16 protein-coding genes are annotated in these 18,563 nt (G+C 63.3%); 11 read left to right on the top strand and 5 right to left on the bottom strand.

Going from position 1 to position 18,563, the window contains the following annotated elements; genetic code table 11:
- Nucleotides 1-21: 21 nt before the first annotated feature.
- The 3 genes from LB568_RS04315 to LB568_RS04305 all read left to right on the top strand — a co-directional run bounded on the left by LB568_RS04315 (nt 22) and on the right by LB568_RS04305 (nt 4,476).
- On the top strand, nt 22-2,208 hold the full coding sequence (locus LB568_RS04315; RefSeq protein WP_224729268.1) for a flotillin domain-containing protein: 2,187 nt from the start codon (nt 22-24) through the stop codon (nt 2,206-2,208).
- A 306-nt stretch (nt 2,209-2,514) separates the two neighbouring features.
- The gene (locus tag LB568_RS04310) at nt 2,515-2,952 is read left to right on the top strand and encodes an SRPBCC family protein (RefSeq protein ID WP_140780712.1); all 438 of its coding nucleotides are present in this window, start codon (nt 2,515-2,517) and stop codon (nt 2,950-2,952) included.
- A gap of 9 nt (nt 2,953-2,961) precedes the next feature.
- Nucleotides 2,962-4,476 carry a zinc-binding dehydrogenase gene (locus LB568_RS04305; RefSeq protein WP_224729267.1) on the top strand — a complete coding sequence of 505 codons (1,515 nt, stop codon included), beginning with the start codon at nt 2,962-2,964 and terminating at the stop codon, nt 4,474-4,476.
- A 9-nt stretch (nt 4,477-4,485) separates the two neighbouring features.
- Here LB568_RS04305 and LB568_RS04300 read toward each other — a convergent pair whose 3' ends face one another.
- Complete coding sequence (locus tag LB568_RS04300; protein WP_224729265.1) at nt 4,486-5,766, bottom strand: D-tagatose-bisphosphate aldolase, class II, non-catalytic subunit; 1,281 nt, start codon at nt 5,764-5,766, stop codon at nt 4,486-4,488.
- Nucleotides 5,763-6,716, bottom strand: coding sequence for a sugar kinase (locus LB568_RS04295; RefSeq protein WP_224729255.1), 954 nt, complete (start codon nt 6,714-6,716; stop codon nt 5,763-5,765). The genes LB568_RS04300 and LB568_RS04295 overlap by 4 nt, the downstream gene beginning before the upstream one ends.
- A 252-nt stretch (nt 6,717-6,968) precedes the next feature.
- On the opposite strand from LB568_RS04295, the gene LB568_RS04290 reads away from it, so the two are divergent.
- Nucleotides 6,969-8,003 carry a LacI family DNA-binding transcriptional regulator gene (locus tag LB568_RS04290; protein WP_013896879.1) on the top strand — a complete coding sequence of 345 codons (1,035 nt, stop codon included), beginning with the start codon at nt 6,969-6,971 and terminating at the stop codon, nt 8,001-8,003.
- Here LB568_RS04290 and LB568_RS04285 read toward each other — a convergent pair.
- The 3 genes from LB568_RS04285 to LB568_RS04275 form a co-directional block, all read right to left on the bottom strand.
- Entirely contained in the window at nt 7,991-8,941 is a 951-nt protein-coding gene (locus tag LB568_RS04285) for an alpha/beta hydrolase (RefSeq protein ID WP_013896878.1), read from the bottom strand. The two genes, LB568_RS04290 and LB568_RS04285, sit on opposite strands and share 13 nt — an antisense overlap.
- Before the next feature lie 101 nt (nt 8,942-9,042).
- On the bottom strand, nt 9,043-10,191 hold the full coding sequence (locus LB568_RS04280) for a Gfo/Idh/MocA family protein (protein ID WP_224729253.1): 1,149 nt from the start codon (nt 10,189-10,191) through the stop codon (nt 9,043-9,045).
- Between the two features lie 262 nt (nt 10,192-10,453).
- Nucleotides 10,454-11,215, bottom strand: a complete 762-nt coding sequence (locus LB568_RS04275; protein WP_023764767.1) for a DeoR/GlpR family DNA-binding transcription regulator — start codon at nt 11,213-11,215, stop codon at nt 10,454-10,456.
- Nucleotides 11,216-11,377: 162 nt separating this feature from the next.
- Between LB568_RS04275 and LB568_RS04270 the strand changes: the two genes are divergently transcribed.
- The 7 genes from LB568_RS04270 (at nt 11,378) to LB568_RS04240 (ending at nt 18,560) form a co-directional block, all read left to right on the top strand.
- Complete coding sequence (locus LB568_RS04270) at nt 11,378-12,178, top strand: class I fructose-bisphosphate aldolase (RefSeq protein ID WP_224729251.1); 801 nt, start codon at nt 11,378-11,380, stop codon at nt 12,176-12,178.
- Nucleotides 12,179-12,181: 3 nt separating this feature from the next.
- Nucleotides 12,182-13,132, top strand: a complete 951-nt coding sequence (locus LB568_RS04265; protein WP_224729249.1) for a PfkB family carbohydrate kinase — start codon at nt 12,182-12,184, stop codon at nt 13,130-13,132.
- A gap of 88 nt (nt 13,133-13,220) precedes the next feature.
- A complete protein-coding gene (locus LB568_RS04260) occupies nt 13,221-14,366 on the top strand; it encodes an ABC transporter ATP-binding protein (protein WP_224729498.1) in 1,146 nt (381 codons plus the stop codon).
- A 111-nt stretch (nt 14,367-14,477) separates the two neighbouring features.
- Complete coding sequence (locus LB568_RS04255; protein WP_224729248.1) at nt 14,478-15,725, top strand: ABC transporter substrate-binding protein; 1,248 nt, start codon at nt 14,478-14,480, stop codon at nt 15,723-15,725.
- Nucleotides 15,726-15,893: 168 nt separating this feature from the next.
- On the top strand, nt 15,894-16,790 hold the full coding sequence (locus tag LB568_RS04250; protein ID WP_013896871.1) for a carbohydrate ABC transporter permease: 897 nt from the start codon (nt 15,894-15,896) through the stop codon (nt 16,788-16,790).
- Nucleotides 16,791-16,795: 5 nt separating this feature from the next.
- Nucleotides 16,796-17,638 (top strand): carbohydrate ABC transporter permease, encoded by an 843-nt coding sequence (locus LB568_RS04245; protein ID WP_023808790.1) that lies wholly within the window; start codon nt 16,796-16,798, stop codon nt 17,636-17,638.
- A 148-nt stretch (nt 17,639-17,786) separates the two neighbouring features.
- Nucleotides 17,787-18,560 (top strand): sugar phosphate isomerase/epimerase family protein, encoded by a 774-nt coding sequence (locus LB568_RS04240; protein ID WP_224729497.1) that lies wholly within the window; start codon nt 17,787-17,789, stop codon nt 18,558-18,560.
- Nucleotides 18,561-18,563 lie beyond the last annotated feature (3 nt).

Raw genomic sequence — 18,563 nt, 5'->3', positions numbered from 1 at the left:
TCGTCTTGGGGAGGATAGATCATGGACGCGCAGACCTTTGGCGCTTTCCTGTTGTGGCTGATCGTTGCGGCGGTCGTCGTGGTGATCGCCGTCTACATCTTGCGGTGGCTCTATCGCCGCTCGACCAAGGAGACGGCGTTCGTGCGCACCGGCTTCATGGGCGAGAAGGTGGTGGTGAATGGCGGCGCTTTCGTCATCCCGGTGCTGCACGACATCACTCCGGTCAACATGAACGTCCTGCGCATCGAGGTGCGGCGCGAGGATGCTCTTGCGCTGATCACCCGCAACCGCATGCGCGTCGACCTGATCGCCGAGTTCTTCGTGCGCGTCGGCGCCAGCCGCGAACTGGTCGCCGCCGCCGCGCAGACGCTGGGCCGCCGCACGCTGCAGCCAGACAGCCTGCGCGAACTGCTCGAAGGCAAGTTCGCCGGCGCCCTGCGCACGGTCGCCGCCCAGATGACGCTGGAAGAGATGCATGAACTGCGTGGCGACTACGCCGCCAAGGTGCGCCGGCTGGCCGAGGAGTCGCTCGCCGCCAATGGGCTTGAACTGGAAAGCGTCGCCATCGTCGATCTCGACCAGACCAGCCTCGAATATTTCGATCCGTCCAACGCCTTCGACGCCGAAGGCCTGACGCAGCTGACGGAATCGATCGAGACGAGGCGCCGCATGCGCAACGAGATCGAGCAGCGCACGCTGGTCGATATCCGCAACCAGAATCTCGACACCCAGCGCAAGGTGCTGGAGATTGACCGCGACACCGAATATGCCCGCCTCGAACAGGAACGCGAGGTCGAGATCCGCCGCGCCGCGCAGCGGTCTGAACTCGCCATCGAGCGTGCGTTGCGCGACCAGGAATCCGAGCAGGCGCAGCTTTCGTCGCGTGAAGCCGTCGAGAAATCGCGGCTGAACCAGGAGCGCAACATCACCGAGGAGCGCATCAAGAGCGAGGAGGACACGCAGCGCCGCGAGATCGCGCGCCGCCGTTCGCTCGACGAGACCGAGATGAAGATGCGCGAGCTGACCGAGCGCGAGCAGATCGCGCTCGAACTGTCGCTGGAAAAGGCCCGCATCGAGCGCGAGGGCGCGCAAAGCAAGCTCGAGATCGAGCGCAAGAAACTGCTTGAGGTTGCCGAACTGGAACGCCAGATTACGCTGGCCGAAAAGGCACTGGAAGTGACCAAGGCCGAGGCCGAGAAGCGCCGCGCCGAGATCGTCGAGAACCAGGCGACCGAGACGGCGCGCATTGCGCAGGAACGCGTCGTCGACGAGGTCCGCATCGAACGCGAGCGTCATCTGGAGGCGCTGCAGATCGCCAAGCGCCAAGCCTTCGAGGAGGCCGAGATTTCGGCCAGCGAGGAGGTCGAGCGCGCCCGCATCACCACCGAGCGCGGCATCGAGGAAGCGCGGCTGATCAAGGAGCGTGACATCAGGCAGCTCGGCGTCGACCGCGACCAGAAGATCGAGATCGCCGAGATCCAGAAGGCGATCGACATCGCCAAGAAAACGCAGGAACGCTCTTCCGCCATCGCCGCTTCCGAAGCGGTTCGCGCCAAGGCCGTCCAGGCAGAGGAACAGGCCTTCACGGCCCGCGAACGCGAGATCGCCGAGCGCCGCAAGCTGACCGACCTGATCGGCGCGCAACGCGAGGCCGAGCGCGAGGCACTGCGCGTCGTCTCCGCCGCCGATGCCGAGATGAAGGCGGCGAAGAGCTTGGCCGAGGCGCAGAAGATCGCCGCCGTCGCTTCGGCGGAGGCCGAGAAGATCCACGCCCTTGCCGCCGCCCAGCGCTACGAGGTCGATGCCGCTGGCCATCGCCAGCTCAACGAGGCCGAGAACATCCTTTCCGAGGCTGCGCGGGCAGGGCGTCTGCGCGGCAAACTGCTCGACCACATGGAAGGCATCATCCGCGAGAGCGTCAAGCCGATGGAGAAGATCGACGGCATCAAGATCCTGCATGTCGACGGCATCAACGGTGGCGCCGGCGGCAACCGCAACGTCACCGACGAGGTGATCGATTCCGCACTGCGCTACCGGGTGCAGGCGCCGATGATCGACAATCTGATGAAGGAAATCGGCATCGAGGGCGGCTCGCTCGGCCGCATGACCGACGTGCTGCGCGACGCCAAGGACATTTCCAGCCTGACCCGCGACAAGAAGGGCAAGGGCAAGGCCGCCAAGGACGACGATGACGACCGCGATCACTGAGGTGAGGGCGGTGTTTCCTCGCGCTTCATTGGGCCGTGCGAGACGATGCCTTGCGCCTGATTGCCATGCTGCGTCGGTTCGCGATGATTGCCAAGTGGTCCCCCCACTCCGTCGCTGCTTCGCAGCGCCACCTCTCCCCCCTCCGGAGGGAGAGGAAGGGAGCCCGCCGTGGACGGTTCGCACCCTTCCTCTCCCCGGTCGATCGGGGGAGAGGTGTCGAGCAAAGCTCGACGGAGTGGGGGTCGATCTGGCGCGGCGCGAGACAATGCATACGCGGACTGCCATGCCCACCACCGGCCCGCAAGCATGACCAAGGTCTATGTCTCCTCTGTCATTCCCGCACCGACAGCGGAAGTCTGGAAACTCGTCCGCAACTTCAACGCATTGCCAAGCTGGGTGCCGTTCGTTGCCGACAGCCGCATCGAACAGAACGCGCAGCCCGACCAGATCGGCTGCATCAGAAGTTTCACGTTGAAGGACGGCGGGCGCATCCGCGAAAGACTGTTGGCGCTTTCCGACTACGATCTGTCCTGCAGCTACGCGATCCTGGAAAGTCCGATGGCGGTGGAGAACTATGTCGCCACGCTGTCGCTGACGCCGATCACCGACGGCAATTTGACGCTCGCCGAATGGCAGGCGGAGTTCGACTGCGCGCCGGATCGCGAGGCAGCCTTGATGCAGCAGATCGGCAATGGCGTGTTCCAGGCCGGCTTGACCGCGCTGAAGCACCGGTTCGGGCGCTGACGCCGGCCGATGGTCCAGGTCCGCCAGAGCACGATCATCGATGCGCCGGTCGACGAGGTCTGGGCGATCCTGCGCGATTTCAACGGCCATGACCGCTGGCATCCGGCGATCGCCTTCAGCGAAATCGAGGGCGGCGAGCCGGTCGATGCGGTCGGCTCCGTGCGCCACTTCAGGCTGAACGACGGCGGCGAGTTGCGCGAGCAATTGCTGGCGCTGTCCGACAGGGACCGGCGGCTGAGCTATTGCCTGCTCGAAGCGCCGCTGCCGCTGATGGGTTACGTCGCCTCGCTGCGGTTGAAGCCGGTGACCGACGGCAACGCCACCTTCTGGGAATGGAATTCCGAATTCCACCCGCCGGCGCATCGCCGCGACGAACTGGTCAAGCTGGTCACCGAAGGCATCTATCAGGCTGGCTTTACGGCGGTGCGCAATCTTCTGCGAAGCAGAAGCACAGGCTCGCCGGTCGAGACAAGGACGCTTCGGGTCGCGTCGCCACCATCCGTGGAGATGCCGCGTGCCGCCCCAATGCTCGCGCCGGGCCAGACCGCAACGACCCGTGCGATCGTGGTCGAGCGCTATGGCGGCCCGGAAGAATTGCAACTGCGGGAAATCGGCCTGCCACAACCCGCGCCGAACGAGGTGCGGCTCCGCCACACGGTGATCGGCGTCAATTTCATCGATGTCTATTGCCGCACCGGCTTTTTCGACCTGCTGCAGCCGCCTGGCGTGCCGGGCATGGAGGCCGCCGGCATCGTCGAGGCGGTTGGCTCGGTGGTGTCGGGTTTCTCCGCCGGCGACCGCATTGCCTATGCCTGTCCGCCGGTCGGCGCTTACAGTGAGCGGCGCAACATGGCGCCCGAACTGCTGGTTCATCTCTCCGACGATATCCCGGACGAGATCGCCGCCGCCGGCCTGCTCAAGGGCGTCAGCGCCAGTTTCCTGCTGCATGATGTACACGCCGTGCAGCCAGGCGACATCGTCCTCATCCATGCAGCGGCCGGTGGCATCGGCCAGCTGCTGGTGCAATGGGCGCGCCACCTCGGCGCGACTGTCATCGCCACCGTGTCGAGCGATGACAAGGCGCGGATCGTCGAGCGTCTCGGCGCGCACCATGTCATCGTCTACTCCCGTGAGAATTTCACCGAGGCCGTCATGCGACTGACAGGGGGCAAGGGCGCCGATGTCGCCTATGATGCGGTCGGCAATGACACATTCGGCGGCTCGCTCGCGGCCCTTGCCGTGCGCGGCCATCTCGTCAGCTTCGGCCAGGCTTCGGGGCCGGTCGGCAATTGGGATATCGGGCGCTTCGCGTCGAAGTCGCTGACCATTTCGCGGCCCAACTATGCCCACTACACCGACACGCCGGAAAAACTCGCGCCGCACGTCGCCAGGTTTTTCCAGGCGCTTCGGCAAGGCGTGGTCAGGGTCGAGGCGCCGACCCGCTACACCCTTGCCGACGCCGCCGATGCGCACCGCGATCTGGAAGCGCGGCGCACCACGGGTGCGCTAGTCTTGCTGCCGTAATCCCGCAGGTCAGCCGGTCGCGCTGGCGTAGATGTCGAGAACTTCCGTCACGCCAGCGATCAGCAAGTCCCCTGCTTTTGGCGCGACGGATCCATTCGCCACCGCGCTGTCGAGACGGCCAAGATACTGGCTGATGAGGGGAGAGGGGATGTCGCGATCGCCAAGCACCTGCATCAGCGCGCCCACGGCCTGTTGGGCGCCGGGCGCCGGCCAGTAGTAGCGGATACGATCGCTGTAGGAGAAATGCCGTTCGATCCGCTGCTCGGCCTCGGTGCCGTGATAGTAATTCTTCCAGTTGCCCGGCGCCGCCAGCATGACGCGCTCCATCGCCGCCGGCAGGCTTTCCCGCGAGGCGTCGGGAGCGAGAATGTCGGCGATGTGGCTCAGGCCATAGAGCGCCTCGCGCAGCGCGAAGGTCAGCCACGGCCCGACCTTGAGAATGGCGAAGCCGTCATCGACCAACGCGCTCAGTGCCGCCACCGGCTGGTAGTCGGTCGAATGGGCCTCGAAGACGAATTGCGGCAGGTCTCGGAGCGTGCCGGCGAGCGCCCGTGCGCGTTCCGGCTGATAGGCGATCACGTCGGCATTGCCGAATTCGACACCCGGCTGCACGACGACGCCGATCGCCCGCGAAAAAGCCCGGTCGAGGCCGCGCTGGGCGAAAGCATCGCGGTGGATGCGCACCGTCTCGCGTGCCGCCTCCGGTGTCGTCACCGCCAGATGGTCCATTGCCTCAAGAGCGCCACCAGGCACCGGCACCTCCGTGCCGATGACATAGACCGGCTTGGCACCTTTTCGTTCCGTGGCGGCCTCCGCCACCGCGGCCAGGTCGGCCGCACGCGCGGCAATCGTCGCGTCTGGCGGTGCGGCGCCTTCGCCGGCGCAGCCCATGCTGGTGTCCAAATGGATCTTGGTGAAGCCGGCCTCCGCATAGGCGTCGACCATGCGCGACGCTTTCGCCATGGCGTCGGCTGCCGGCAGGTGTTTCCACGGATTGGGACCGAGATGGTCGCCGCCGAGCACCAGCCGGTCCAGCGGGAAGCCGGCCTTTCCGGCGATCGCCTCGACGAAGCGGCGGAAATCCCCGGGTGTCATGCCGGTATAGCCGCCCTCGTGGTTCACCTGGTTGCAGGTGGCCTCGATCAGCACGTCGGCGCCGCGCGCCTTGCCATGGCGCAGCGCCGCCTCGATGACCAGCGGATGAGCAGAGCAGATCGAGGCAATGCCGCAGCGCTCACCGGCCGCGCGACGCGCCGCGATCGTCGCCAGCCTGTCCGTCGCCTGGCTCATGCCGGCGCTCCGGTCTTGGCGGTCTCGATGAAGGCTTCGACGGCGGCAAGTGAGGCGATGCCCTCCATCGGTCCCTTCTTCGTCACCGCCAGCGCGCCGCAGCCATTGGCGATGCTGAGCGCGTTTTCAGGTGTCGCTCCACGCAGCCAGAAGGAGACGAAGGCGGCGGCAAAACAGTCGCCGGCGCCGGTCGGATCGATTTCGTCTACAGCGAAGCCGGGCGACGCGGTGCGACCGGTCTGGTCATAGTGAACGGCACCGTCAGCGCCTTTCTTGACCACCACGGTGGAAATGCCGCGTCCCAGCATCTCGCGCACCGCGCCTTCTTCGTCGGTCGCCTTGGCGAAGATGAACAGTTCCGGCCCGCTCGGCAGGAACACGTCGGTCTTCGAGAGCACGAAGTGCAAGGCATCGCGCATGCCCGGCAGATCGAGCATCTCCTTGCGGATGTTGGGATCGAAGGAGACCGTGCCGCCGCGCGCCTTGACAGCCTCGATCCCGTTGCGCGCCACCTCGATCACCTCGGGCGAGAACAGCGAGGTGCCCATGACGTGAAAATGATCGGCGCCGGCCAGCAACGCGCGCGCCTCGGCGCCGATCTCGATCAGGCCGGCGGCACTTTGTTTGATGTTGTAGACGAAATGCCGGCTGCCATCCGCCTCGTAGGTAACGAAGGCGGTTCCGGTCGCCGCACCTTTATGGACCTTGATGGCCGAGATGTCGGCGCCGTCGGCACGCAGGCGCTCGATGTTCAAATGGCCGAAATCGTCATCGCCGACCGCGGCGATCAGCCCTGCCGGCTGACCGAGCCGCGCCGCCTGGTCGATGAAGATCGCCGGCGCGCCGGATGGAAACGGGCCAACCAACGGGCCGGGGGCAAGGAAGCTCTGGCCGATCCGCTCGGCCATGATCTCGACCAGGATCTCGCCGGCGCAAACCAGTTTCTTCATATCCTCACCATTCGCCGGCGGCGGGTCGCCACTGCCATCCCTATTGCCATGCACGCAAAACCTAGGTTGCCAATTTAAGAGCGTCAATAAATAATTTGACGCGCGCAATGGTTCTGCGTTGTACTGCAAACGCGAAAATTTGACTGAACAAATTCGGTCAAGCAATGCTGCCTCACGGCAACGGCCGCAAGACTGATTCTGGCCAGACCGGAAAAGGACTGGCGAGCAAGGACGAGGGGGCCTGGAATATCGATGGCGGAGAAGACCCACCGCACGATGGATGATTTCGCCAGGGCGTCCGGCGTATCACGGCCGACCCTGTCGAAATATTTCGACGATCCGGCGAGCGTGAAGCCGGCGACGCGGGCGCGCATCGAGGCGGCACTGCGGTCGTCGGACTATCAGCCCAACGTTTTCGCCCGCAACCTCAATCGTAAACGCACCCGCAATGTCGGCATCATCGTGCCGGCGCTCACCGATCCATTCTATGCCGAAATGGTTAGCCGCATCGAACTGCGCTGCCGCGACGAAGGTTTCTGGCCGATCGTCATCTCCTCGCACGGTTCGCCGAAACTGGAGGCGGAATCGGTCAGGACGCTGATGTCGCTGAAGGTCGCCGGCGCCATCGTCGCTCCCCTCGGATCGGTCTCCGAACCCGGCGTCTTCGAGCGGATGAGCAAGGACATCCCGATCGTCTATTTCGACACCTATATCGAGGGCGACACGCCCTTCGTCGGCAACGACAACCACCAGAGCACGTCGACCATCGTCGACTATCTCTGCCGATCCGGCGAACCGCCTGTTTATGTCGACATCCCGCACGTCAATCACAATTCTCGCGAGCGCCTGCAGAGCTATATCGATACCATGCGAGCCACTCGTCTGGAGCCGATCGTGCTCAAGGCGGCGGCCGACTACAGCTGGGATTTCGAGCGCATTGGCCATGAATGGATGGACAAGACGCTCGAGAATGGCGGCCTGCCGGCCCGCACGCTGCTCTGCGCCAATGACCGTCTCGCCTTCGGCGTCATGGCGGCCGCCTTTTCGCGCGGGCTGAAGATAGGTCGCCGACCCGATTGCGACTTCCGTGTCGCCGCCCATGACGACCATCCGCTGAGCCGCTACACCTGTCCGGCGCTGACCACGATGGCGCAGGATTTCGCCACCATGGCCGGCCGCAGCGTCGAGATCCTGCTTGCCCTGCTGGACGAGGCCGATCCGCCCGGACAAGGCCTGGCACGCAACGTCAAGCTCGGAGCGACCCTGGTGATGCGTCAATCGGCCTGATCGGGCATCTGCAACTGCAGCCATGCCGCCGCCTCGCTCACCGCTTGCCGCGCGGCTTTGATGTGGCGGCCCATCGAGACGAAGCCGTGGATCTGGCCCGGCCACTGCCGCAAGAGCAGCGGCACGCCGTGGGCCCGCAGGCGTTCGGCATAGGCCGTGGCTTCGTCGGCAAGGATGTCGTGGCCGGCGACGGCGACAAACGCCGGTGCCGCGCCGGCAAGGCTTGACGCGAGCAGTGGCGAAACCCGCCAGTCAACGATGTCATCGGGCGTTCGCACATAGTGGTCGCGGAACCAGGCCATGGTGGCGGCGGTGAGCCCGAAGCCGTCGCCGAAACGGCGGTAGCTGTCCGCCGTCTGGCGGGCATCGGTGTTGGGGTAGATCAGGATCTGGGCGGCGAGCGGTGGCGCCAGTCCGTCGCGGGCGAGCAGCGCCAGCACGGCCGCGAGGTTGCCGCCGGCGCTGTCGCCGGCCACAGTGATGCGGGCCGGGTCGATGCCAAGCTCCCCGGCATTCTGCTCCATGAAGCGAAGCGCTGCCGCGCAATCCTCGAGCGCTGCGGGAAACTTGTGTTCCGGCGCCAGCCGGTAATCGGGGCAGACCACGATGGCATTGCCCAGATTGGCGAGCCAGCGGCAGATATCGTCGTGCGAATCCAGATTGCCGATGACCCAGCCGCCGCCATGCAGATAAAGCACGGCGCGCGCTGCGGTTAGTGGCGCGCCGATGCCGCGGTGGATGCGGATCGTGACCGGGCCGTTCGGCCCGTCGACCGTCAGCTGCACGGTTGATGCGACTGGCTCGTGCTCGCCCTGCTGCGCCGGGAACGAAGCGTTGTAGGCTACCCGCGCGGCAGTCACGCTGCCATGCTCGAATGGTTCGCCGCCCGCTGCACGGCCGATTTCGAGGGCGCGCAAGGCATCGGGGTCGAGCGTCATCATTATCTCCGTGAAGCATTCCAGGAAAAGTGTGAAACGGTTTTCCGTCCGGATTTGCGTCAAAACAAGGATCATCGTTTCGGTGAGACGGTGATCCGAGTCTAGGCGAGCAGGCTGCTTGCTTCGTCTTCGGTCAGCAGCGCCGGCTGGGCGACATCGCCGGCAATAGCAACCGAGCTTTTCGTTTCGCCCGACAGCAGGACCGCCTCCATGATCTCCAGCACATGCAGCGCCAGATTGCCGGACGCGCGCGGCGTCGCACCAGTCGTGAGCGAGCGCACCAGATCGGCCACACCCAGCATGCGGTAATTGGCGCGGTCGGGCGCGGCGTAGGGCCAGTTGCGGGCGCCGTAGAGCTCGCCTTCGCTGGCGAAATCCCTCCACTCGGCGCCGCGTTCGGACAAGGAGACGGTGCCGCCGAACGTGTCGGGATCGGGCAGGCGCAGCGAACCTTCCGTGCCGTGCAATTCGATTGGGTGGTTGGAATGGCGGAAGACATCCCATGACGCGCCGAAGGTGACGGTGGCGCCCGAGCGGAATTCGAGCAGCGACAGCACGTTGGTCGGCGTGCCGACCTTGAACGTCGTGTTCTTGAACGGTCCTTCGGCTGATATCAGCCGTTCTTCCTGGCCCTTCGTCGCCATGGCCATGACATGCGCGACCGGGCCGAGCAGGTTGACCAGCATCGTCAGGTAATAAGGGCCCATATCGAACACCGGGCCGCCGCCTGGCTGGTAGTAGAACTGCGGGTTGGGGTGCCAGTGCTCCATGCCGCGTCCCATCATGAAGGCGGTGCCGGTAACCGGGCGGCCAATGGCGCCTTCATTCATCAGCCGGCGCGCGCGGCGCCCGGCCGCTCCGAGGAACGTGTCCGGCGCCGAGCCGAGCAGCAGGCCGCGTTTGGCCACCTCCGCCACCAGGCGGCGGCCGTCGCTGGCCGAAGTCGCCAGCGGCTTTTCGGTGAAGACATGTTTCCCCGCTGAGAGCGCCGAAAACGAAATGTCGAAATGTGCGGCGGGAATGGTCAGGTTGAGGACGAGATCGATCTCGGGATCGGCCAGCAGCGCATCGACGCCGAGTGCTCGGATGCCATATTCCTTGGCCCGCAACGCCGCCATGTCGGCCGAAATATCGGCGCAGGCGCGCAACTCGATGCCGCCGAAGAGGGCGGCATTGCGCAAATAGGTCATCGAGATGTTGCCGCATCCGATGACACCGATTCCGAGTTTTTCCCTTGATTTTGCCTGCATTTTAGATCGGTCCTCCCTATTGGCCATGCTCTGCCGGATCCGCTGCGCCGGCAACGCGTCGTGCCGGGAAAGCGCTATACAACGTTTTAAATATTGACGCGCGTAAATTTTTTATAGAACATGCGATAATGCTGGTGCGATATCGGGAGGCAGCCATCTGGGAGGAGAATATGACAGACCTGAAAAAACGGCCGACTGCCGATGCGGATCCCGTGGGCTTGCGCGCACAGATATTCCGTCGCGGCCAGGGACCGCGACAAGGTCAGGCATAGATCACCTTGGCTCCGGTCCTATCAAGCTGGCTGCGTATCGGGTCGGAAAGACCATCGTCGGTGATCACGACATCGACGCTCGACAGCGAAAATGCCTTGGAGGTTCCGCTGACGCCCCATTTGCTCGAATCCGCAAGCAGGACAACGCGCCGGGCCATGCGCACGAGGTTTCGCTTCGTTCGCGCCATGTCTTCGTTCACGTCGACCACATCCAGTGACGAGTCAATCGCATGCGCTCCAACAAGGACCTGATGCGCTACCAGGCCGCCGAGAGCGGTGTCGGCGTCGGTGATCAGCGTGCTCACCGTGTCCGGATAGACCCGGCCGCCGATCATGTGAACGTCGAGCCCGGGCCGATGCATCAGGTGCTGCACGATATTCATCGCCGTGGCCGCGACCACGACATTGCTGAGGGGCGGTAGCAGCATGGCAACCTGCATCAATGTCGAGCCGCCGTCGAAGATGACCGATTGGTTGTCCTCGAACAGGTCCACCGCTGCCCGGGCGATGCGTTTCTTTGCGTCGAGGTTCGTTTGCATCCGCCGGGCGAACGCGGCCGTGGTCGAATCCGTCGTACGGGTCACCGCCCCTCCACGGGTCTTGGTCAGCAGTCCCTTGCGGTCCAGTATCTCGAGGTCGGAGCGCACCGTGACTTCCGACACGCCAAATTCGTCCGACAGGTCCTTGATGCGAACCTGTCCGCTGCGTTGCACCTCACCCAGGATCGATTGGCGTCTCTGCTCCGACAACATTGCCTTGTCCTTGCCTCCATGCGCCAGGCGATCGCGCTGGCCTCGGTTCACTCTACCAAAAATACGCGAATTCGAAAGCTTTCGAAAGATTGCATTTGTCTTTTCTTTCGCAAACACTGGGTCCAGGATTTTGAAAACAATCGATTGGAGAATTTTAGACCCATGAGCCTCGGAACCAAGGTGCGCCTGGCGCGCCTCTTCTCGCATCCATCGGGCAATCTTTTTGGCGGCGCGGTCGACCACTTTGTCGGCTATGGCGACGTGCGCAAAGGAGGTCTTGCCGACCTGCCGGGCGCGCTTGCACGCGTCATGGTGGGCAAACCCGACTACGTCAGCATCCAGCCTGGCACCGCGCGCCATTTGTGGCCGCAATATGCGGGCAAGGCTTGCCTAGTGATCCAGGCCGGCTGCTTCACCCCAGACGATCGCATCAGTGAACTGATTGCAACGCCCGAGGATGCGGTGCGCGCCGGCGCCGATGCGTTGGCCGTGGCCATTCCGGTGCGCGGCGCGACCGAGGGCAAATACATACGCTGGCTGACCGATTCGGTGAATGCTGCGGCCCGCTACGGCATGCCGGTGGTGGCGCATATCTATCCTCGCGATTTTACCGACGGGGCAAAGATCGTCTTCACCCCCGACGAGATCGCCTATGCGGCACGCATCGGCTACGAGTCCGGCGTCGACGTGATCAAGATCGGTTACACGGGCGATTTCGAATCGTTTCGAGAGACCGTTCGGACCTGTCCGGTGCCGGTTGTGATCGCCGGTGGTCCGAAGACCGACACGCTGCTCGGCGCCCTTCAGCAGACGGCGGACGCCATCCGTGCCGGCGCGCGCGGTGCCGTGGTGGGCCGCAATCTCTGGGGGCATGGCGATCCGGAAAAGGCGGCGATCGCCTTTCGGGGCGTCATCCATGACGGCCTTTCGGCGCAAGACGCCCTGGCCAGGGCGGGTGCCTGAACGATGCCCGCCGTCCCTTCAATCCTCGGCTTCGGAGCTATTGCGATCGACGATATCGTCTATGTCGATCAGCCGTTGTCGGCGGGCAAGGGGAAGGTTCTACAAAGTGCCCGGGCTTTCGGGGGAAATGTCGCGACGGCACTTGCCGCCGTCGCGCGGCTTGGCGGCACCGCCGGGTTCGTCGGCTGGCTAAGCAATGCCGCCGACGACGCCGTGTTGTGCGACCTCGTTGCAAGCGGCGTTGAAACCGCGTTCGCGCCGCGCCACCCGCACGCGCGCCCGGTACGCTCGCGGATCACCGTCGGTTCGGATGGGGAGCGGTTCATCGCGTATGACGACGAAGCGATGCTGGGCACCGCGCCGGATTTTCCGGACGAGGTCCTCAGCCGCGCGACCGTCCTGATCGTCGATGGTTACGGGATCGGGTCGCTGGATGTCGTGGCTCGGGCTCGCGATCTCGGCCTTGCGATCCTCGGCGATATCGAATGGAGCCACGGCTCACCCACCGAGAAACTGATCGGGCTCTGCGACCATCTCATTCTTCCGCTCGGCTTTGCGCGGACCGCCACGGGCCGCCGGTCGCCGGCCGAGATACTCGATGCATTGTGGTTGCCGTCGCGATCCGCCGTGGTTCTGACGGATGGCGGCAGGGGTGTCTTTTATCGCGGACGCGAAGAGGCTGGGCTCTGGCACCTGCCGCCGCACCGGGTTGCAGTCGTCGATTCGACCGGTGCCGGCGACTGCTTTCATGGCGCCTATGCCCTTGCATTGACGCGCAGGGCCGACACCGCGGGCCGGGTCGCATTCGCGGCCGCGGCGGCAGCCCTTTCGATAACGGGGCGGGGCGGGCGCGAGGCGCTTCCGACCGGCGACCAGGTCACGGAACTCCTGGCATCGACGAACGCGCCGTCGGCGGTCGAACTGAACTATGCGCGGCTCGATACCGGAACATAGCCGGAGCTATCCAAGGAAATATCTCGCAGGTGAACATAAGCCGAGGAAAATCATAAAAATCAGTGGCTTGGACTTGTGGAGGAGGAATATGGCAGAAGTCGTTCTTGAGAATATCTGCAAGACCTACGGGAACAATTTTCATGCAATCGACCAACTGAACCTGTCGGTCGAGGACGGCGAGTTCTTGATTCTCGTCGGGCCGTCCGGCTGTGGCAAATCCACCGCCTTGCGGATGATCGCGGGGTTGGAGGACGTCACCAGCGGCAGCCTTCGGATCGGCGGAATAGACGTCGTCGACATGCCGCCCAAGGATCGCGACATCGCGATGGTCTTCCAGAGCTACGCCCTCTATCCGCATATGACGGTGTTCGAAAACATCGCCTTTTCGATGCGCCTGGCAGGCAAGCCGAAGGCCGAGCGCAAGAAGCGCGTGGACGAGATCGCCAAAACCCTTCAACTGACGTCTCTGCTGGACAGCAAACCCGCGAATCTTTCAGGCGGACAGCGTCAAAGGGTTGCCATGGGTCGCGCCATGGTGCGCGAGCCGGCAGCCTTTCTCATGGACGAACCTCTTTCCAATCTGGACGCGAAACTGCGTGTCCAGATGCGCGCCGAAATCACCAGTCTGCAAAAGCAGCTCGGCGTAACGACCATATATGTGACCCACGACCAGACCGAAGCCATGACGATGGGTGACAGGGTCGCGGTGTTGAAAGGCGGCGTGCTGCAGCAGGTCGACACACCCAAGGGGCTCTATGAATCGCCGGTGAACGCCTTCGTTGCCGGTTTCATCGGGTCCCCTTCGATGAACCTTTTCGAGGCGACACTGACGGGCGACGAACTGGTGTCCGGCGCCTTTGTCATCCGGCTGCAGGATGCAGCCTTCGTGCGCAGACCGGGCTTGAGGTCGTATGCGGGGCGCAAGGTCGTGTTCGGGATACGACCGGAGGATCTCTACGACAGCAGCCTCGAATCCGGCCGCAAGTATCAGACGATACCGGCAAGGGTGACCTCGATCGAAGAACTCGGATCCGAACATATCGTCCATCTCAACATCGACGCGGTTCGGGTGGACTCCGGCGACCCTGACGCGGTGCAGGATTTCGGCCTGGCGTCGAATGCGGTGGCGAGGTTCGAACCGGTCAGCACAGTCCGCTCCGGTTCGGAAATCAGGTTGGCCCTGGACGACGCCAAGCTCCATTTCTTCGATCCCGAGACGCATCTGGCGATCTGAATATACGCGACGAGACCCGCGGGTGAGGGTGAGGCACCCCGCATAAGGAGACTTCTGAATAACCAGACGATCGGGCGCATTGTGCGGTCGATCCTAAAGAAGGAGGAGAAAATGATGTTTCGTATAAAACCCGCGATGCTGAAAATGGCCGCGGCCGCATGGTTGCTTGGCGCAACCGGCGCCATGGCGGATACGACGCTGGAATTCACCCAATGGTGGGAGCCCGAATTGCCGGCTGGCTCGCTCAGGTCAATCATGGATGAGTTCGAGGCCGCAAACCCCGGCATCAAGGTGACGCTGGTCAGCGGGCCCTACGCGACCACGCGAGACCAGATCTCGGTTGGTGCTGCAACCGGAACGCTCAGCGACGTCGTCGGTCTCGACGGTGCCTGGGTGAACAATCTGAATGCGCAGGGCGCGCTCGCCGACATGAACCCGATGATGGAGGCGAGCAAGTTCGACAAAGCCCAAGTCGCGGACATCATCAAGGTGGACGGCAAGGCGGTGATGTTTCCCGTGGCTTCGTTCGTCTATCCGGTCTTCGTGAACTTGGACCTCGCCGCCAAGGCCGGCGTGACTAAGCTGCCGTCCACCCGCGCGGAGTTTCTCGAAGCCGCCAAGAAGATGACGCACGCCGACCAGAACCAGTATGGCTGGGTGCTGCCCCTGTCGCTGCAAACGCCATCCGGCGTCCAGAACGACATGATGTCGTGGGTTTGGGCTTCGGGTCAGTCGATGATGGCGAACGGCAAGCCGGACCTTGAAGGCAAGCCGGTGGTGGATATGCTCACCTTCGTCAAATCGCTCAACGACGCCGGCACCATCTCGCCCGGCATCGCCACCAAGACCGAGCAGGAAAAGGTCGAGGAGTTCGTCAACGACCGCGTCGGGATGATGATCGACTCGCTCGCGCATGTGAACCTCATCCGGAAGCGCAATCCCAAGCTGAACTTCGACCTCATCCCGGTCCCGGTCGTGGAAAACTATACCGGCAAGCGCGGCCTTCCCTATGCCTCCTGGGGCATCGGCATCTCTGCTGCGTCGAAACATCAGGAAGAGGCCTGGAAACTCGTCCAATATCTGATGAGTGAAAAGGTCAACGCCAAGCTCGTGTCGCTTGCAAACGCCTTCCCGGGCAACATCAACGCCAAGCCCGATTTCGTGACCTCGGACAAGGCTTTCGGCAAGGCTTTTGAAATCTTCAAGACCGGTTATCTCGCCAATGAGTTCACGGGCCTGCCGGTGGCTGAAGACCTGATGACCCAGTTCGACGTACAAGCCCAGAAGATGCTGGCCGGCGAACAGTCTCCCGAACAAGCCGCAGCCGCCGCTCAGAAGGGCTGGATGGCGAAATTCTGATCGGCCTGTTCCCGTTTGCTATCTTCGGGGGGGGGGGGGGGGGGGGGGGGGGGGGGGGCCGGGTGGCCTGACTTCGGGCAGGCCACCCGGCAACAACGGATCGGCAATTTGAGATGGACCTGTTTTCGAAGCTCACCTTCTCTTGAAGGCGTATCCCAAGGTTGGCACATGACCCGGCAAAAGCGATCCCACCACAAGCTGAAACGAGCGGTCGCACCCTACCTCTATCTGTCGCCCTCGCTGCTCATAATCGGGCTTCTGATGCTGCTGCCGATGGTGACGGTGATTGCCTACTCGTTCCAGAACAGCGCGGTGCTGCGTCGTGACCCGTCCTTTGCCGGACTGAAACACTACCAGGCGATCTTCGACGACCCCGTGTTCTGGGCCTCGCTGTGGCACACGCTCTACTTCACATGCATGAGTGTCATTTTCCACATGACCATCGGCATGGTCTTCGCGCTCATGCTGAACAGCGACCGCATCAATCCGACGCTGCGCAATATCCTGCGCGTGCTCTACATACTGCCCTGGCTGTTCACCGCGGTGATCATCGCCGTGATCTGGCGCCTCCTGCTCGAGCCGAACGGTGTCGTGAACAGCATTCTCATGCAACTCGGCATCATCGGCTCCAAGGTCGAATGGTTTTCCTCGCCCGAGACCGCGCTGCACGCCGTCACCTTCGCCAACATCTGGGCGGGCTATCCGCTCTTCATGGTCAGCCTGCTCGCGGGTTTGCAGGGCATTCCCAAGGATTTCTACGAGGCGGCCGATATCGACGGGGCGAAAGCCTACCAGAAGCTCATCTTCATCACCATCCCGCAGCTGATGCCGATCATCATCAGCATCTCGCTGCTCGACTTCATCTGGACCATGCAGGTCTTCCCGTTGATCTGGATAACGACGGGCGGTGGCCCGATCTACTCGACCGAGGTCCTCAGCACCTACACGTACAAGCTGGCGTTTTCGAGCTACAACCTGTCGCAGGCTTCGGCGAGCGCGGTAGTCATCTTGTTGATCTCTCTCGGCCTGACGCTGTTCTATATCCGCTATCAAAAGGCTCGGTAGTCACCATGAGGAAAAGGCATACGCCGAAAGACAGGCTGATCACCGTCGCGCTCCATGTGGCGCTTGCAGCGGGACTCTTTTTCGCGGCATTTCCGATCTACTGGATGCTGAGCAGTTCGTTCAAATCGAATACCGAAATCTTTGCCCTGCCGCCAACCATCCTGCCAAAGGCCTTCACGCTGGAAGCCTATGCTGCCATCCTTGGCGACCCGGTAAAGCTGCGCTTCTTCTTCAACAGCTATTTCGTGGCGGGAGCGGTGACCGTGCTGACGGTGCTGATCGCCTTGCTGGCCGCCTACGGGTTCAGCCGCTTCAACTTCCGAGGCAAGGGCAGCCTGAACACAATCATCATCAGCACGCAGACGATTCCGCCGATCACACTTTTAATCCCCTTCTTCGGGCTTGTCGTCTCATACGGTATTTTTGATACCTACGTCGCGCTGATCCTGACTTACCTGGTGTTTACGCTGCCGTACGCGATCCTGCTGATGACGGGATATCTGAACACCTTGCCCCGCGATCTCGATGAAGCCGTGGCTGTCGATGGCGGCACCAGTTGGACGGCGCTTTGGCGGGTGATCGTCCCGATTTCACTGCCTGGTATCGTGGCGACGTCGGTCTATACCTTCCTGTTGTGCTGGAACGAATTTCTCTTCGCGCTGACGCTGACGAAGTCGACGTCCATGCGCACTGTTCCGATCGGCATCCAGCTGTTGATGGGGCAGCACGCCTTCGAATGGAACCAGATGATGGCGATGAGCGTGCTCGGCTCGCTACCGCTCTTGCTCATCTACCTCGTTGCCCAGAGGTACTTCCTCGCCGGCATGACCGCAGGCTCGGTCAAGTAGGATGCCCCTCCCAAGGAGAAGGAGCGGGCCCTCGCTTATCAGCGCTACATCATCGAACGGCTGACGCAAGGCGCATCAAGGAATATCAAGGAATGAAAGGACGAACGTGAAAGACCTCAAAGTCGGCTGCCAGACCTTCACCTGGGAAATGCTGGGAGACCGGTTCACCGGCGGCCCCGACGATCTGCTGAAGGCGATCGCCGATGGCGGTTATGCCGGCATCGAGATCACCGATACCATGATCGGCCACTATGCCGGCAAGCCGTCGGAGTTCGCCGCCGCGCTGAGGTCGTCCGGGCTGACGCTGGTCTCCTTCGCCTTTGGCTCGGACAGTGGCTTTACACTGAAGGATGAGATCGGCTCCGATCTCGAAGCTGCCAAACGCTGGATCGACTTCGCCGCCGCCTTCCCCGGCGCGCTGGTGTCGATGGGGTCGGCGACCGTCGTGTCCGACGGTCCGCGTGGCGACAAGTTCGCCACCGCCGCCGAAGTCTACAACAAGGCCGGCGAACTGGGACGCAAGGCCGGCGTCCAGGTGGCGGTACATCCGAGCTCGCACCACAACACGCTGCTGTTCGATCGCGCCGACTACGACACGATCTTCGCGCTTCTCGACCCCGATCTGGTCGGCTGGGTGCCCGATACCGGCCACATCCTGCGTGGCCACAAGGACATGGCCGACACGCTGCGCACCTATCGCGACCGCATCCGCTACATCCATTTGAAGGACGTCGACGCCAACGGCACCTGGGCAATGCTCGGCAAGGGCGTCTGCGACACGCCTGTTGTCATCGAGATCGCCAACACGGCGCCGCGCTTCAACGGCTGGCTGGTGCTTGAAGAGGAATCCGACACCGCCGCCGCCGATCCCGCCGGCGCGGTCAAGACCAACCGACAGACAATGCGCGGCTACGGCGCCTGAAGA

The sequence above is a fragment of the Mesorhizobium sp. B263B2A genome, from assembly GCF_020165775.1.
Lineage (GTDB): Bacteria > Pseudomonadota > Alphaproteobacteria > Rhizobiales > Rhizobiaceae > Mesorhizobium > Mesorhizobium opportunistum.
The sequence above is the reverse complement of the archived record's forward strand: the minus strand, read 5'-3'. Positions and strand labels throughout refer to the sequence as shown.

Coding starts and splice junctions, on each gene's coding strand:
- LB568_RS04315 (WP_224729268.1), top strand. CDS start 22: ATGGACGCGCAGACCTTTGGCGCTTTCCTGTTGTGGCTGATCGTTGCG.
- LB568_RS04310 (WP_140780712.1), top strand. CDS start 2,515: ATGACCAAGGTCTATGTCTCCTCTGTCATTCCCGCACCGACAGCGGAA.
- LB568_RS04305 (WP_224729267.1), top strand. CDS start 2,962: ATGGTCCAGGTCCGCCAGAGCACGATCATCGATGCGCCGGTCGACGAG.
- LB568_RS04300 (WP_224729265.1), bottom strand. CDS start 5,766: ATGAGCCAGGCGACGGACAGGCTGGCGACGATCGCGGCGCGTCGCGCG.
- LB568_RS04295 (WP_224729255.1), bottom strand. CDS start 6,716: ATGAAGAAACTGGTTTGCGCCGGCGAGATCCTGGTCGAGATCATGGCC.
- LB568_RS04290 (WP_013896879.1), top strand. CDS start 6,969: ATGGCGGAGAAGACCCACCGCACGATGGATGATTTCGCCAGGGCGTCC.
- LB568_RS04285 (WP_013896878.1), bottom strand. CDS start 8,941: ATGACGCTCGACCCCGATGCCTTGCGCGCCCTCGAAATCGGCCGTGCA.
- LB568_RS04280 (WP_224729253.1), bottom strand. CDS start 10,191: ATGCAGGCAAAATCAAGGGAAAAACTCGGAATCGGTGTCATCGGATGC.
- LB568_RS04275 (WP_023764767.1), bottom strand. CDS start 11,215: ATGTTGTCGGAGCAGAGACGCCAATCGATCCTGGGTGAGGTGCAACGC.
- LB568_RS04270 (WP_224729251.1), top strand. CDS start 11,378: ATGAGCCTCGGAACCAAGGTGCGCCTGGCGCGCCTCTTCTCGCATCCA.
- LB568_RS04265 (WP_224729249.1), top strand. CDS start 12,182: ATGCCCGCCGTCCCTTCAATCCTCGGCTTCGGAGCTATTGCGATCGAC.
- LB568_RS04260 (WP_224729498.1), top strand. CDS start 13,221: ATGGCAGAAGTCGTTCTTGAGAATATCTGCAAGACCTACGGGAACAAT.
- LB568_RS04255 (WP_224729248.1), top strand. CDS start 14,478: ATGATGTTTCGTATAAAACCCGCGATGCTGAAAATGGCCGCGGCCGCA.
- LB568_RS04250 (WP_013896871.1), top strand. CDS start 15,894: ATGACCCGGCAAAAGCGATCCCACCACAAGCTGAAACGAGCGGTCGCA.
- LB568_RS04245 (WP_023808790.1), top strand. CDS start 16,796: ATGAGGAAAAGGCATACGCCGAAAGACAGGCTGATCACCGTCGCGCTC.
- LB568_RS04240 (WP_224729497.1), top strand. CDS start 17,787: ATGCTGGGAGACCGGTTCACCGGCGGCCCCGACGATCTGCTGAAGGCG.